The organism is Streptomyces sp. NBC_01750 (assembly GCF_035918095.1).
In the GTDB taxonomy this organism is placed as follows: Bacteria; Actinomycetota; Actinomycetes; order Streptomycetales; family Streptomycetaceae; genus Streptomyces.
The window spans coordinates 3,931,093-3,945,279 of the sequence record NZ_CP109137.1 but is presented as its reverse complement, the minus strand read 5'-3'; the positions used below and the strand labels follow the sequence as shown (position 1 = coordinate 3,945,279).

The window sequence follows — 14,187 nt, the reverse complement described above, 5'->3', positions numbered from 1 at the left end:
GAGCGCGTCAGAGCGCGGCAATCGATTCGGAACCGACCGCCAGCGGATCAGTGCCGGGCGGCCTGCCGGCTGCGGATACAGCGCCTCCGGATCCACGGCCCCGGCGCTGCCAGGACCTGCTTGGCTGACGTCGTCGGCGAGCACGGCGTGCGGATGCCCTCGACCGGCCGCGTCTCAGTCCTCTTCAGTCTTCCCGCCTCAGTCTTCCCGCCGCGCCGCCGCCTCCTGCAGATACGCGGAGATCATGGCGACGTCGTTGGCAATGTCCAGTACGCCGTTGACGTCGGTCGTCGGGGTGGAGGCGCCGTTGACGCCGGCGTAGAAGACGTCGAAGCGGCCGTTGCCCTTGTCCAGGTAGCCGGCGAGCGTGATGGCGCCGACGCCCAGGCGGTTGTTGAGCGCGTCCAGCCCGACGGCGGCGCCGGTCTTGGCGAACACCTTTCCGCGCGCGGGGCAGTCGCGGCAGTTGTCGGCCAGCAGGCCGTCGACGCCGAGGATGGGAAGCGAATCCCGGAAACGCTCCGCCTCGGGGGTGCGCTGCCAGTACGTCAGCATCTGCACCAGGGCCGTCGGCGTGGCCCGGTCGACGGGATTGCCGCCCCGGCCGTCCGCGAGCTGCACCTGCTTGCGGTCGACGCCCGCGCGGTCCAGGAAGTCGGCCAGGACCGGGAAGCCGTCCATGCAGTTCTGGCTGCCTGTCGTGACGGCCATCAGGCACATGCCGAGGTTGGCGCCAAGGTTGTGGCTGACCTTGAAGATGAGCTTGGCGTACTGGGCGTAGGGCGGGGATGTGTACGTGCCCACGCGCGGCCGGCCCTCGTATGAGCCGGGGAGCCGGCCGGCCGGGTTGGGTCCCGTCGGGTTGGCGGTGACCTCCACCCCGGCTCGTTCGAGCGCCTCGATCAGCGCGGTGCGTCCGAAGGCCGCCGGGTCGGCGATGTCGGACACCTTCAGCGCGGGTTCGGCGTCGGCCGCGATGGTGCCGGACAGCTGGATCCGGGTGCCGTTGTCGGAGGTTGTCACCTCGACGTTGGTCGGCTCCCCCGCTGCGACGGTCTTCACTGTCGACGTGACGCGGTACGGCGCGACTTTCGGCCGCCAGTCCAGCTGCGCGGGCGCGCCGGGGCGGTCGCCGGGAGTGGTGAGCAGGTCGATGAGATTGTCGTTGATGATCAGCGGGGTCGGGGTGGGGTCGAAGACGGGCTCGGGCAGGAAGAGCCGGTCGTCGACGATCACATTCCCGTTGACCCGGGTGATGCCGGAGCGCCGTACCTGTTGCGCGATCAGGTCGATCCCGGCGAGTGGGTTCTCCGGGGTGAGCGTGGCGCCGGGGAAGCTGTTGGCGTACGTGTGGTCGAGGTCGGTATAGGCGACCGTGCCGTCGGGGCGGGTTCTGCCGCCCATGGTGAGGTCGCCCTGGGCGACCAGGTCGAGATTGCCCTCCAGGACGCTCCCGCGCCGCTCGCCGACCGCGTAGACCGGCGTCCTGAAGCGGTGGTCGCCGCCGAGGGTCTTCCATGTCCCGGACACGCTGAACAGCTTGGCCGTGGACCCGGGTATGAAGAACTGCTCGGCGAACCGGCTGTGGACCACGCGCCCGCTGTCCGGGTCGCGCTGGAGCAGGCCCCACTGGGCGTTTGGGTAGTCCGGCTTCCGCATGATCTCCGTAATCCGCGGGTCGAGCGGGTCGGAACTGCCGTCGTCGGACGGCGGTGCCGCCGTGGCTGCCGTGCTCGAAGCCAGGGCTCCGAGCAGCAGGGCGCAGCATCCGGCGACAATGCGACGCCGAAAGGACCCTGGATTCTCTCCTCGCACCACAGCACGCCCCGTTCGTCAGGGGGGTCTCCACCCCATCGGGTCAGGTATGCACCCCATGGGGCGCCGGATGTGCGCGGCGCGGACGGCCATTGCCCGATCGGCGCGGCACATTCGTCCGAAAGCCGTGTGCCGCCCAGTCGTGGCAGCCGTCCCGGACTCTGGGCCAATCCTTCGTGCAGACCTGCAGCCCCGGCGATCTCGTTGCTATAGCCCCAGAGTCCACATTCTCCCCCGAAGGTCCATGCAGTGCCATATGGCCGATTGACGCCGTGTATTTGTGGCATGTGCGTGGCACGTCCCATTCCGTGCGGGTGGTGTTCCCCAGCGGGTCGATCTGCGCGATGATCTTGTACGCCTCGTTGCAGACGTAGGCGGCGGTGGTGGTGTTGCCCTGTGAGTCGGTGTAGCGGGTGGTGTGGGCGGCCGTGTCGTAGTGCAGTCGCCCGACAGGATGCCGTCCGGGCCGATGCCGCGCAGGACACGGCCCCGGTGGTCATCGACAGACGGCCAACTGGTGTCATACGACAACCGAAGGCTTGATGCAGCGCGCGAAGTGGGGAGGCCGGTAAATCATCGAGCGAGTCGATCCGAACGCGGTTCGCCCCGATTCGACAACTGGACGAACATGGGCGGAACAATTCAGAAGGCGCATGAATTCCGCGCGGAACAGAAATGAACTGGGCGAGCCAGTCCCCCGACGGGACTCCAGGAGGCCGCAGCACGTACGCAACGGAAGATGCAAGAAGAAATGACCGTGATCGCACGCCTATGGGAAGACTTTGAGCTTCCCATCAGAGACGCACTGCACTTCGCCGACGGGTACTCGTATGATGTCGCCCTCGGCCCCGACGCGCCGAGGGATTTTACGGTGCTCGCCCCCTTCGACCTGGATGAGATGCTGGAAAGCGATCCGTCTTGGACATCTTCGGTTGATGGGCTTGCCGCAGTAGACCTGGGGAGAAAGGGGCTACTGTGGGGCGGCGAGGGTTCGTACGGGTCAGAGGGGTTCATCGCACGTTTGGCTGTTGATCGTGCGCTAATTTGGGCGATTTTCTTCATGGAATCCAATCCATTTGATCGGATCCAGCTGTCCAACAATGTCGCTACCTTTAGCTCAACCTCGGGTGTCGAGATTACAGTTGACATCGATGATCCGCGAACTCCAATCTCTGGACCTGCGGCGAACGGAACAGCATAAGGATCATTTCCTCCGGTAGTAGGTCAGACGGCAAGTTCTTCGACAAGGCTCCGAAGTCTGCGGCCGGCGTCCGTCCCGTCGCGTTCCCGGACGAGATCGTGCCTGAGGTGACCGAACACCTCGAGCACTACGCCGCCGCCGGACGGGATGGCCACGTATTCCTCGGGCCTCAGGGTGGCCGGCTCCGCCGCAGCAACTTCCGAGACGACTGGACCAAGACGCGCACGAAGGCGGGCATCAGCGCTGAGATCCACTGTCACGATCTGAGGCACACGGGGACACATTGGCCGCTGCCGGAGCCGGCACTCGTGAGCTGATGACGCGCATGGGCCACAGCACCGCGCGGGCAGCCCTGATCCATCAGCACATGACCGCCGACCGGGACCGTGCCATTGCCGATCGGCTGGGTTCGATGATCCGCCAACGACAGGGCGGCGCGGAGACCTGGGCCGTGTTTTTTGAAAGATCGCCGTCCTTCGTGATGATCTTCGCGTGGGGCGGGGAGATTTGAGGGGATCCCGCGAGCCGTGATGAGTCCTGCGGCGTCCGGCGGTCGTACTGTCGAACCCGTTACCGAGGAGGACTTCTGATGCGCAGCGTGACCTATTCGATGGGCGTCTCACTTGACGGCTACATCGTCGGGCCGGACGGCGGCTTCGATTGGACGGCCCCCGACGAGGAGGTCTTTCGCTTCTGGATCGACGAGATTCGACAGGTCGGCACCCACCTGTTGGGACGACGGCTGTACGAGACGATGCTGTACTGGGAGACCGCCGACCAGGATCCAACGCTCGACGACTCAGATCGCGAGTGGACCGCGCTCTGGAAGCCGCTCCCAAAGGTGGTGTTCTCCACCACGCTGTCGACGGTGCAGGGCAATGCCCGCCTGGCCTCCGGCGGCCTGGCGGAGGAGATCGAGCGGTTGCGAGCCGAGCCGGGGGAGGGCGACATCGCGATCGGCGGCGCGACTCTCGCCGCCGAGGCGGCCGCGTTGGGTCTGATCGACGAGTACCAGGCCATGGTCTACCCGGTGCTGGTTGGCGGTGGCATTCCGTTCTTTCCCCAGCGCGAGCGCCGGGTGGATCTCGAACTCGTCGAGACCCGCACCTTCAGCTCAAGAGTCGTCTACCTCCGCTACCGCGTGGCGCGCTAGTGGCACGCGCGTGGCACGGTCGCGATCATGCGAAAGGGCCAGTTCGAGAGGATCAAGCCTCCGAACTGGCCCTCCATTGTGTGCCCCCGGCAGGATTCGAACCTGCGACACCCGCCACAGGAGTTCGCCCTGCCCGTTCAACAGCGTGGGACTTGGTCACTCAGCGCTGCAACGGACAACTGCCCACGCCCGTCCAGGTCCGCCACTGTGCGCTCACGTCGGAGGGGAGGTGCCCGCCCGGTTGCGGGTGGCCTTCCGCAGCCGGGCGTTGATCCTTGTCTCCGGCGGGAAGGCGAGGTAAGGCGTGAACTCAATCCACCAACCGAGCCGCGGTCGCCCCCGCGGACTCGGCAGCGTCCAGCACCGCCGCGTTGTACGCGCCCTGCGCCTCCGTGGACATCTGCCGCCACTCCTCCAGCGACGGCTCACCACCCAGATGCACGGGCACCCCACGGCGGGGGTACGACGACGGCCGGCGACGCTCCTGGCGCAGCACCCACCAGGTACCCACCGCGGAGATCACCAGCAGCGACACGGGGACCAGAGCCCAGATCAGACGGACACCAGACATGACGGAACCTCGATTCGGTGGACCTGGTAGACGTGACGTGGAGCGAATGCCCCAGGGCTCCGCATCCGGTTCTTCGGGCTGGTAGCGCGGCCAGTCAGTGGACCGATTGGTTGTCTTCGGCTTGTTGCCATGTCCTGGGTCAATCGGTGTTTCTGGGGGCCAGGAGCGGAATGAGTACGGCGGCGACGGCCAGGTGCATCAGCGCCGGCGTGGCCCTGGCGCCGCCGGACGCCCGAACGAACGTCAGTGGCGCCAGTGACACCAGCAACACGGTGACGGCCAGTCGGATCCAGAGGGTCGAGGCCCGATCGGTGTCGGTCAAAAGGTCCAGTCCCTTTCGCGTCGCTGCGGCGAGCAGGGATGCGACGAGCGTGCTGCCGGCGACGCGGGGCAGGCCGACGGCCTGGCTCGGCCATCCGCCTCCGGGCCCGATGCGGAGTTCGACGCCCAGGGTGTGGGCAGCGGTCCACAGCAGGGTGGTGGCCAGAACAGCACCGCCGATCCGCGTGTGCGGTGCGGCGCAGGTCCGGGGCGGCCGGGCGGGCGGGTGGGGTGGTCATCGGAATGCTCCGTCATGCGTTGGAGGACGGTCCCCCCGCCGTGCGGCAGGATTCGACAGCGCGGTGCACCGTCGGGAGTTCGGGGAGGAAGCGGGCTGCCGTGCTGTCCGCAGGCTTCACCGCTGCGGCCGAGGGTGATCAAACCTTGAGTCAGGTAGCGGTTCCCGATTCCTCGCCTTCCTTTCTAGGCGTTCCGCGTAGCGGGCACATCGGGGGTTCTCCCTAGTCGCACACGCCGGCGGACTAGGTGTTCTGTCCACGGAGGTTGGTGTCAGCGGCCGCCGCGTCGAGGAACCTCCCGGCAGCACCGGGCACTCGAGTGACTGCGAGAACCGGGCGAAGTACTCGGCGGTCAGGGCCTGGCCCGGCTCCGCAGGATCGAGGTCCCTGATCAGCACCCGGCCCCCACCGATGCGCTCCGTGCCGGAGTACGACGTGAGGGCCTGCGCCCCCGGGCATCACTGCCCGGACAGGCGGGACGCGCCGGGGCATCGGACAGCGCCGCCGGCCAGGAAGCGGGCGATGCCATTCCTTTCCGTCACTGTCGAAGAATAGGGCGTGAGGCAGGCCGAAGGCTGCCCTGCGTGGAACTACTCCAGAAAACTCGATCATCTCGGGTTCGAAAATATCCTCAGAGCAAGGGGCTAGCCAGGGCAGTACGATTTGGGGTGACGAGATATTGCGGCTGTCCCCGCTTCTTCATGTCGGTGAAATGCTGAACATCAGAACCACGCGAGTCGCAGGGTCTGGTGATCGGTTCTTCCAGGTGAAGCCAGTCCCCGCCGTTCGGCTCTTTGGTCGTCCAGAATGTAACGCGGGATTCCTGGTCACGTGCTGAAGCGTCCCGATTGCCGCGATAGATCCGACCGACGCGCCCCACGCCTTCCAGGGGGACCCGCCGCCACTGGAATGATTGCCGCCGATTCTGGGTCCTTGTTCGGGATCCTCTGATCGCGGACGCATTTATGGTATGTCGGCCGTTATTGCTTCCCCTTGGCCGTCCCCCCTTGGATCGGCTCTGGGTTCCGCGCAGGCGTCGTGCGGAGGCCGTCGCGGACGCCGCCGGGCTGCGCGCCGTTATTCCACCAGTACCCAAAAATTGGCCTTGGTGATCGCATTTTCCGCTGCCTACCAGCTCGGGCAGCATCTGCACGCAGGACCTGGGCGCGAGACAGGGTTGCCGCGAGGATATTTGCCGCACATCGCGCGGCACGACGGCGAACGAGCGGCGGGTACGGCCACCTGCGCAACCTGGCCAACGGTGCCCTCCGCCTCGCCGACCGCACCAACATCGCCGCCGCACTCCGCTATGCCGCCCGCGAAGCCACTCGCCCGCTGCCCACCCTGGGCATCACGTGATCAAGGTAGAAAAACCGCCAGAACGACGACGCCCTGACCGCTGCCCAGGCACCGAAGCATCACGACACAGGACCACCCGAAGTCGAAGATCGGAATACATGCGGTGGACCGAGGATCAGATCACGTAGTTGCCGCCGACTAGTTATATTATGTTTTGCAAAGATGTGCCCCAGGTGATACTCCACCGTTTTCGCGCTTACGAAGAGTTCTGCTCCGACTTCCCGGTTGGTCATTCCGCGGCCAACGAGGTGAGCTATATCCCGTTCTCGCGGCGTGAGGTCGGCTAGCAGATTCGATTCGTGTATCTGTGAGGCGCTCGCGATGTACGGCCTGGCGCCCAGCGTACTTAGCGTGCCCTCTGCGCGCCCGATCCACATGAGGCCGTCTGAAACACGGCCTATGGATTTAAGGAAGCCTCCTAGGGAGCGCTGGATGAGGGACATGTAGACCAATGAGTCATCGGGGTCCCTCGCTCGGGTGACTGCCGACTGATAAATCTTCATGGCCCCGTATTTGTCGCCACGGGACTCCAAATACTTACCGTGAAGCCATACGGCTGGAAGCCTTAGATAGGGTGCTGTTCGTGCAAGTTCTTGCACATTCCTTAGTTCTGTTTCTGCTTCAGATGAGCGACCGTTCTCTATAAGAGCTTCCGTGTAGAGCGCGCGCCACCATGCTTGGAAGTGTGAAGCAGGACCCGACAGAGGGGGATGGGTGAGCGGCTCAAGGATTGACAATAGCCGTATGGTGTCCGATTGCGCGTGAGCGAGCACTGCATTCCCAAGGCAGGTGAAAGGGACTGCCCAGCTGGGTGCAAAATTGCTGAGTTCGGCCTGTGCGATATCGAGATGTTCCTGAGCCTGCGCAAAATCACCGCGACCGCTAAAGGTGAGTGACAGGGCCGCATGTCCCATGGCTGCAGCCCACGGCTTTTCACGTGTGGAGGAAATGATCAACGCGTTTCTCGCACTTACTGAGGATTCGTCCCACTTCCCGAGCAAAAACTGAGCGGAAGAAAGACATACGAATCCGAACTCGTCCATCGTCGGTCGTCCACTCAGACGCGACATGCCAAGTGCCTGGGAGACGTCACGGATGCCCGCGTTCAATTCTCCTGCGAAAGAATGCAAGAGCCCTCGGAACATCAGAGGGAAGGGCAGGAAATGATGGGCGTCGTCACCTGACTCAAGGAATTCGGTCAGGCTATTTAGCCCCGCCCGAGGTCCATGAATGAACGCATGAGCAAAGGCCAAATGAGATTTCGCCCGGTATGTAATCGCCGAGTTGACATCATTGATGGACGGAACACGCTCGAATGCCTTCACGGCTGCCGGTCCGTTTCCGCGAAGCAGTTCGAGAAGACCAAGCCAGCTGGCAGCCATGCCGGCGATTTTGACCCGCTCAGGGGCGGTCGATCCATCTTCGGCATCCAATGCGTTGGTTAGCAGAGGCGCAGCCTCGTTCAAATGCCCCCGGCTCTCCGCGTACGCACCCAATATTAGGTCACGCATGGGAGACGGAGTGCAGGCTTGTATGTCGACCAGCAGTGGTTTTACCCGTGAGAATTCGTCGATCCAAAGCAAGTGTGCCGCGGCCAACTGAAGCAAGCGTTCGTGCTCTGTACAGGTGCTTGCCACATCTGCCGCCCATAGCCACAGAGTCGCTGCGCGGTTGACGTTGCCGAGACGAAGCTGCTCGTTGGCCGCCTCTTCCAGCTCATGACTGAGTGCGCCGTTCACAGAGTCCGCTGCAGCTACTCGGTGTTCCCAGGAAGCGTCACGGGGAAGAACTGCTGCCGCCTTGACGTGAAGCTCTTTTCGCCGGACCGGTGACAGGCATGCGTAGATTGCCGATTTTTGCAGTTCGTGTCGGATTGCGACGGGTGCTGCGGGGTCTCCCCGAATCCATTCGACGAGCCCTTCCGCTAGCAGGGGCCCCATGGCGATAGATGGTTCGGAAACTCCTGCGACTGCTGCCGCCTTCAGTATGGGAATGCGACCGTTCAGAACAGCGAGAGCTTCAGCAAGGCGACGCGATGCCAGTGGGATATTCGCCAATTGATGGCTTATGACGGAAGCAAGGGACGGGGAAAATTCGGCATTCTCTGGGCGTGAAACTACAGACGTGCGCTCAAGTTCTCGGATTAGCATCTGGACGTAGAGTGGGTTCCCGCGAGTGAGATTTACAAGGTTCTCTACAGTATGCGGATCTACCTGGTCAAGTGAATGCTCGGCGAGACGTGAAACCTCTTCGATAGAGAATCCGGAAAGCGGCACATGACATACCCTGTCAACCCCTTCCTCGATCAAGGGGTCCCGAGAACCCTCGATTCCTTCTTCGCTGGCCCCTCGGATCAAGAGGATCGTGATGACTGTGTCGGCCTCCAGTCGGCGCAACACAAACCCGAGCGCCTCTTTGGAGTTACGATCCGCCCACTGTATGTCATCTGCGACTATGGCAACTGGACCTTGCGATTGAAGAAGCCCCAGCACTTCCAACAGCTGCGCGCCGACACGGAAGGGGGCAGCGTTCTCGGGGACGGTGCCGTGCTCAAGAAAAGATCCCTGCAAAAGGGATGACGGTACCTTTCGCAGCAACTGCTCGACGAGACCATATGGAAATTCCTGCTCGGATGAGGCGCATCGTGCCGTCAGAACCCTGAATACTTGCGCCTCGTCATTGCGTAGCCAATGGCGGAGAAGCGTTGTCTTCCCTGCGCCAGATACACCACGGACCCAAACGAGCCAAGGTCTCCCTTGTTGCGCCTGTAGTGCGCACCGATTGAGTTCATCGAGCTCGGATTGTCGTCCGACGAAGAAAACACCAGGCTTGCTTATCATGACCACCCTCCAGATCACCGAGCCGCTTAAGTATATTGATACGAAACGGTGTTCTGGGTCGTTGATCCCTCCGTGAGTGAACTGGTGGGGGACGCACGACAGTTGTCGCCGTCGGCGCAAGAGGCCATTCGGCTGCGCGCGGTGGCTGAGTCGGCGGCGGGCAGGACGCGCGTGGATGTCGCCGCGGTGTTCCCGGTCTCGCTCAAGGCCGTGGACAACTGGTGGACCAAGTGGCTGGCAGGCGGACGCACTCGTGGCCCAGCCGCGGAGGCGCCGGGTGGCGAACATCAGGTTCTCGATGCGGTCGAGCAGCAGGCGGTCCGGCAGGCCGTGCTGGATCACTGCCCCTGTGATCTGGGGCTGGCCGGGCAGCTGCGGACCCGCGCCGGGGTACGGGATCTGATCGCCAAGCTGTACCGGGTGCGGCTGACCGAGCAGCGGCTTCCACCACCTGGCCGGGGGATCAGGATCTGTGCGCAGGACAGGACCGGCGGAGAAGGCGGGCTCGGCGACGTACTCGTGTAGCTCAGCCCGATACGCGTAGCCGTCGTTCCTTGACCGCGTGGTGTCGTAGAGCTGGGGCTGGTGAATGCGTCCGTCGAACAGTGCGGCTGCCTGTCGGTTGTCCCAGGGTTCTTTACGCTGCTGTGTCCTGTGGTGCGGAGAGCAGCCTGAGCCAGCAGGCGCCTCGGTCAGGGTGGTCGACGCGGCTGCTGAGGGTGCGTGCCAGCCCCAGATTTCGGGGCGGGAGGCTCCCAGCCCCTGCGCCGACTGTGGGAAGGCCGAGGACGAAACCGGGGGAGACGCCAAGCGTTCCCGCGGAGGACGCTGCCTGACGGCGCGTTCCCATTCGTTCCCATGCAAGGCAAAAACGCCCCTCGGAGATCAGGCCTGCCGCACCGCGTAGCCGGAAGGCCAGCGTGTGACGGCTCGTCTCGCGCCGTCCGCTCACGCATCGCTCACGCGTGCGATGCCTGTAAATGTGTGACTTTGTCCACGTATCACCCTGAACCGCCCGGGTCCGTCGGAGACTCCAGATCGTGGTTGTGACCTGCGGTTTCTGGGTTGTCTTGTAGTAGCTGGCTTCGTATTCGGCGGGTGTGACGTGGCCTGTCTCACCGTGCAGGCGGCGGGAGTTGTACCAGTCGATCCATTCGGCGGTGGCTAACTCGATCTCGGCCAGGGTCTTCCAGGGCCGTTGCGGCTTGATCAGCTCGGTCTTGTAGAGGCCGATCGTGGATTCCATCAGGGCGTTGTCGGTATGCGTCGCCGACCGAGCCGATGGAGGCCGCGATGCCGTCGTGGGCCAGGTGCACCGAGGGACGAGGCAGCCGCGAGTCCGTCCGGCGCCAACTGGGACGGTCAGCTGGGTGATGCCCGAAAGCACCTGGCGACCCGGTGGATGGACCACCAGCGCGAAGCGCTGCACACCACCTACCGCGACCTCGGTCAGAAGACGTGAGACACATGGTCCGCGTACACAGGTGCCGAGCGCGTCAACACGGCGACGTTCAACGACGCGCACGCCGACATCCGCGCCACTTTCGGCTGACGCACGCGCAGCCGACGTCGAACAGTCCCAACAAGGAGGTCGACGACTCCCACGGGCTCAAGGCGCAAAAGCCCTTCGAGGCCGCGGGATGCACGGATCCGCTGACCGGTCTCCGATCCGCCGTGGGCGCTGTTGTCTGCTGTCACACACGCCACAGGCCGCTGCCGGGCCTGTAATGCTCAGGAAACGCCGTAGACATCGGGACGGCGAGACGGCGGCATAGCCTCTGACTTGGGGTGGTTGTCGATGGGAGATGTTCTCGCGGTACAGCCCGGCCGTATACCGGCCGTTGGACTCGGCCCGATGCTGAACGCGGCCAGGCTCCGGCGCGGTTGGCGGTTACGCGAAGCCGCACGGCCGCTCGGCCTGTCCGCTTCCTACCTGCTCGATGTGGAAGCCGGACTGTGCCGGCCGTCGCGCACGGTCGCCGAACTGCTCGCCGACGGGCTGCAGCTCAACGACACTGCGCGTGCCCAACTGTTCGCCTGCGGCGATGTCGCGGACCTCGGCCACCCCGCGGGCGCGCAGTCCGACGCAGAGGGCCAGGAGCCGCGCCGAGGCGCTGGGTTGACCCCGTTCGTTGCGGCGTCTTCGACAGGAGCCCCCACGCACGGGCCTCGCGCTGTGCTGGTTCGTGAGCGGTGGTCGACAGGTGATCTCGGCGGCGTGAGAGGCCACAGTGAGCGGACACGATGAGCCTGCGGAGCGAGGTTCGGCGGACGGGCATCCCGCCGATCGCTGGCAGCGGGTGCTGAGCCACCGTGAGTCCTTGCTGAAGGTGGCGCGACGGCGGTCCATGAATGTGGATGACGCCGAGGACGCGGTGCACGAAGCCATGGTCCGTGCGGCAGAAAGCGCCAACCTGGACGACGCCCGGCTGGGCGCTTGGCTGACATCGGTGACGATACGGCTGTGCGTCGACCGGTACCGGCAGATCAACCGCGAGGCCGAGGTGCACACCCGTTCGGCGCGCACCGCGGCCGGACCCGCCACGGTGGAGGAGGCGGTGTGCGACCAGGCGGAGGCGAAGTGGCTTGCCGGCCGCAGCGCGGACCTTCCGATACGCCAGGCGGAGGTGCTGAGCCTGAGGGCGCAGGGCTTGGACCTCGAACAGATTTCGCAGCGAACCGGACTCAGCTACCAGGCGGTCCGGTCGCTTCTGGCCAGGGCCCGCAGGGCGCTCCGCGCCGTACTGGCGGCGACACTGGTTCTCGCCGTCTGGGTGTGGCGCTGGCGGCCGCGAGTGCTGAGGGAAGGCGCGCAGACAGCCGCGCTGGCGTCAGTGGCGGTGACCCTGACGGTGGCGGGACTGGCCCTGAGCACATCTTCCGAAGCGGAGACGGAGGAGACTGCGCCTTCGCGGCTCCGTCCGTACGTAACGCATCTCCCTACGGCTCCGGGCCTCCCGCCGGGGCGCAGAGAACCGAAGGCGTCCGAGACGGCCTCGTCTGATCTTCCCGTCGGGCTCGGGGACGGTCCGGTCCCGCCGACGGCCGTGGGCCCTCTGTCGTCGGCGTCCTCGGCCCTGTCGAACCTGCAGGGCACTGTTCTTCCCGCCTTGCCCGCCCTTCCCGCCTTGCCCGCGCTGCCGGAGGCGCCCGAACCGGCTCTGCCGACGGCGCCGGACGTCTCCGCCGTAGTCCCATCCCGGCTGTCGGTTCCGCCGCTCGACCCACTTCGTCCGATCGGCTCGATCGAGCCGGGCCGGGCGCTTGCCACGCCGCTGTCGGTCCGCTGACGACGGGAACTCGGCCGCCGCCTCGGCGCCGAGGTCACAGCGTCCGCGCACTCTCTCGAAAAGTTTCTCCTCTCGTGCGACTCACGGCCCGCTCGTCCCCGTAGAGCAGGTGACGTATCCACGCCACTGCCGCCGAGGCGGCTCTGTGAGGAGGCGAGTTACGCGTGACTCGATGCAGGAGCGGAACCGGCAGCCGCGACCACGTGCCCTCCGCCGACCAGGCACGCGAGGCCGCGCAGCGCTTCGTCCGGGACAACGTCTCCGGTTTCCTCGCCGACCGGCGGCTCGTCGGCCGGGAGGCCGTCAGCCACCTGGACGGTGACGCGCTGCGGCTGCCCCGCCGGCGGGCCGTCGAAGCGGGCAAGGCCGGTGCCCGCGCAGTCACCGCGGAGGTGGACCGCCGCACCGGTGCCGTCGTCCGCCTGTCCGCCGCTCGGGGAACAGCCGATGCGGCGTCCTGCCCCGTCAGCGCCGAAGACGCGATCGCCGCGGCACGCGCGGCCGTGGACGACGAACACCTTCCCACGACCGTCGCCGGTGGCACCTGGCATGCCGGCCGATGGACCGTCACGATCGACCGCGGCCCGAGCGGACGCGCCGAAGCCCTGTCCCGTGACATCGAACGTCTCGAGATAGAACGTCTCAAGATAGAACGTCTCGAGATCGATGCCCGCACCCGTGCTGTGCTCGGACACCGGGGAGCGTACGAGATCGACGCCGATCGCAGTCTTCCCGTAGCCGGGGGCGCACCGCGCACTATGACCCGGTACCGCTACGGGGGCGAGGTCACCCCGGCCGCCCCCGACGTCGAAGAAACGCCGGGCGGCGCCGCACCGGGCGCCACTCCGCCCCTCGGCATCCGCACGCTGACCATGTCCCGCACCACGCCCGAGGCCTGCATTCCGGGCCCGTACACCGTCGCCACCGACGATGGAATCGGGCGTGAAAGCGGCGACGGCTCCGAAAACCGGTTTCACGGCGACGGCCTGGGGATGGTGTACGAAACCGGAAATTACCGGGCCGAGGCCGCGGCACACCACTACCTGCAGCCAAACCCCTGCACGTTCACACCGAAGGGCATCAGTCCGACCTCGCGCCACAAGAAGATCAGCGGCAATTTCTGCGTACGGTTCCCGGTGCACCGGCACTGGAGCGGATTTCTCCGTCCGGCTGCTGCGGAACGACCAGAGCGCCCGCGCGGTGATCGACCCCAACGTCGACAGCCCATACCGCAATCCGGTTACCGATAACGGCCACGCCGATCAGTGCGACATCTACCAGAACGGTTCGCGCTGGATCCACCGGAGCCACGACAAGATGCCTGAAACCAGTTCCATCGCTACGGCCAGTATCCCGGTGGGACGTACGTGCTCGACCTGATCTCTTCGGCAGGCGGCT

Annotated in this window: 13 protein-coding genes; 8 read left to right on the top strand and 5 right to left on the bottom strand. The window is 65.4% G+C overall.

Features of this window, described 5'->3' with window-relative positions; genetic code table 11:
- Positions 1–198: 198 nt before the first annotated feature.
- Positions 199–1,815, bottom strand: coding sequence for a D-alanyl-D-alanine carboxypeptidase/D-alanyl-D-alanine endopeptidase (gene dacB, locus OG966_RS17585; RefSeq protein WP_326655259.1), 1,617 nt, complete (start codon positions 1,813–1,815; stop codon positions 199–201).
- Between the two features lie 739 nt (positions 1,816–2,554).
- Here dacB and OG966_RS17580 point away from each other — a divergent pair.
- From OG966_RS17580 to OG966_RS17565, 4 genes are all read left to right on the top strand, one after another.
- A complete protein-coding gene (locus OG966_RS17580) occupies positions 2,555–3,016 on the top strand; it encodes a hypothetical protein (protein WP_326650622.1) in 462 nt (153 codons plus the stop codon).
- Positions 3,017–3,114: 98 nt separating this feature from the next.
- Entirely contained in the window at positions 3,115–3,333 is a 219-nt protein-coding gene (locus OG966_RS17575; RefSeq protein ID WP_326650621.1) for a tyrosine-type recombinase/integrase, read from the top strand.
- 8 nt (positions 3,334–3,341) lie between these two features.
- Positions 3,342–3,527, top strand: a complete 186-nt coding sequence (locus OG966_RS17570) for a hypothetical protein (RefSeq protein WP_326650620.1) — start codon at positions 3,342–3,344, stop codon at positions 3,525–3,527.
- A gap of 78 nt (positions 3,528–3,605) precedes the next feature.
- Positions 3,606–4,169 (top strand): dihydrofolate reductase family protein, encoded by a 564-nt coding sequence (locus OG966_RS17565; RefSeq protein WP_326650619.1) that lies wholly within the window; start codon positions 3,606–3,608, stop codon positions 4,167–4,169.
- Positions 4,170–4,479: 310 nt separating this feature from the next.
- Here the strand turns inward: OG966_RS17565 and OG966_RS17560 are convergent, their stop codons facing one another.
- The 3 genes from OG966_RS17560 to OG966_RS17550 all read right to left on the bottom strand — a co-directional run bounded on the left by OG966_RS17560 (position 4,480) and on the right by OG966_RS17550 (position 9,499).
- Positions 4,480–4,740 (bottom strand): hypothetical protein, encoded by a 261-nt coding sequence (locus tag OG966_RS17560; RefSeq protein WP_326650618.1) that lies wholly within the window; start codon positions 4,738–4,740, stop codon positions 4,480–4,482.
- 139 nt (positions 4,741–4,879) lie between these two features.
- Positions 4,880–5,242 (bottom strand): DUF6069 family protein, encoded by a 363-nt coding sequence (locus OG966_RS17555; protein WP_326655258.1) that lies wholly within the window; start codon positions 5,240–5,242, stop codon positions 4,880–4,882.
- A 1,476-nt stretch (positions 5,243–6,718) separates the two neighbouring features.
- On the bottom strand, positions 6,719–9,499 hold the full coding sequence (locus OG966_RS17550) for a helix-turn-helix transcriptional regulator (protein WP_326650617.1): 2,781 nt from the start codon (positions 9,497–9,499) through the stop codon (positions 6,719–6,721).
- 72 nt (positions 9,500–9,571) lie between these two features.
- On the opposite strand from OG966_RS17550, the gene OG966_RS17545 reads away from it, so the two are divergent.
- On the top strand, positions 9,572–10,024 hold the full coding sequence (locus OG966_RS17545) for a helix-turn-helix domain-containing protein (protein WP_326650616.1): 453 nt from the start codon (positions 9,572–9,574) through the stop codon (positions 10,022–10,024).
- 112 nt (positions 10,025–10,136) lie between these two features.
- Here the strand turns inward: OG966_RS17545 and OG966_RS40830 are convergent, their stop codons facing one another.
- Positions 10,137–10,886, bottom strand: coding sequence for an integrase core domain-containing protein (locus tag OG966_RS40830; protein ID WP_442806809.1), 750 nt, complete (start codon positions 10,884–10,886; stop codon positions 10,137–10,139).
- A gap of 411 nt (positions 10,887–11,297) precedes the next feature.
- Here OG966_RS40830 and OG966_RS40825 point away from each other — a divergent pair, with 411 nt between their 5' ends.
- From OG966_RS40825 to OG966_RS17525, 3 genes are all read left to right on the top strand, one after another.
- Complete coding sequence (locus OG966_RS40825) at positions 11,298–11,747, top strand: helix-turn-helix domain-containing protein (RefSeq protein ID WP_442806719.1); 450 nt, start codon at positions 11,298–11,300, stop codon at positions 11,745–11,747.
- Positions 11,731–12,789, top strand: coding sequence for an RNA polymerase sigma factor (locus tag OG966_RS17530; RefSeq protein WP_326650614.1), 1,059 nt, complete (start codon positions 11,731–11,733; stop codon positions 12,787–12,789). Before OG966_RS40825 ends, OG966_RS17530 begins: the two co-directional genes overlap by 17 nt.
- Positions 12,790–12,953: 164 nt before the next feature.
- The gene (locus tag OG966_RS17525; RefSeq protein WP_326650613.1) at positions 12,954–14,039 is read left to right on the top strand and encodes a hypothetical protein; all 1,086 of its coding nucleotides are present in this window, start codon (positions 12,954–12,956) and stop codon (positions 14,037–14,039) included.
- Positions 14,040–14,187 lie beyond the last annotated feature (148 nt).

What these genes read in the sequence shown, in the direction of transcription:
- OG966_RS40825 (WP_442806719.1), top strand. Translation starts at nt 11,298, where the DNA reads ATGGGAGATGTTCTCGCGGTACAGCCCGGCCGTATACCGGCCGTTGGA.
- OG966_RS17550 (WP_326650617.1), bottom strand. Translation starts at nt 9,499, where the DNA reads ATGATAAGCAAGCCTGGTGTTTTCTTCGTCGGACGACAATCCGAGCTC.
- OG966_RS17565 (WP_326650619.1), top strand. Translation starts at nt 3,606, where the DNA reads ATGCGCAGCGTGACCTATTCGATGGGCGTCTCACTTGACGGCTACATC.
- OG966_RS17580 (WP_326650622.1), top strand. Translation starts at nt 2,555, where the DNA reads ATGCAAGAAGAAATGACCGTGATCGCACGCCTATGGGAAGACTTTGAG.
- OG966_RS17570 (WP_326650620.1), top strand. Translation starts at nt 3,342, where the DNA reads ATGGGCCACAGCACCGCGCGGGCAGCCCTGATCCATCAGCACATGACC.
- OG966_RS17560 (WP_326650618.1), bottom strand. Translation starts at nt 4,740, where the DNA reads ATGTCTGGTGTCCGTCTGATCTGGGCTCTGGTCCCCGTGTCGCTGCTG.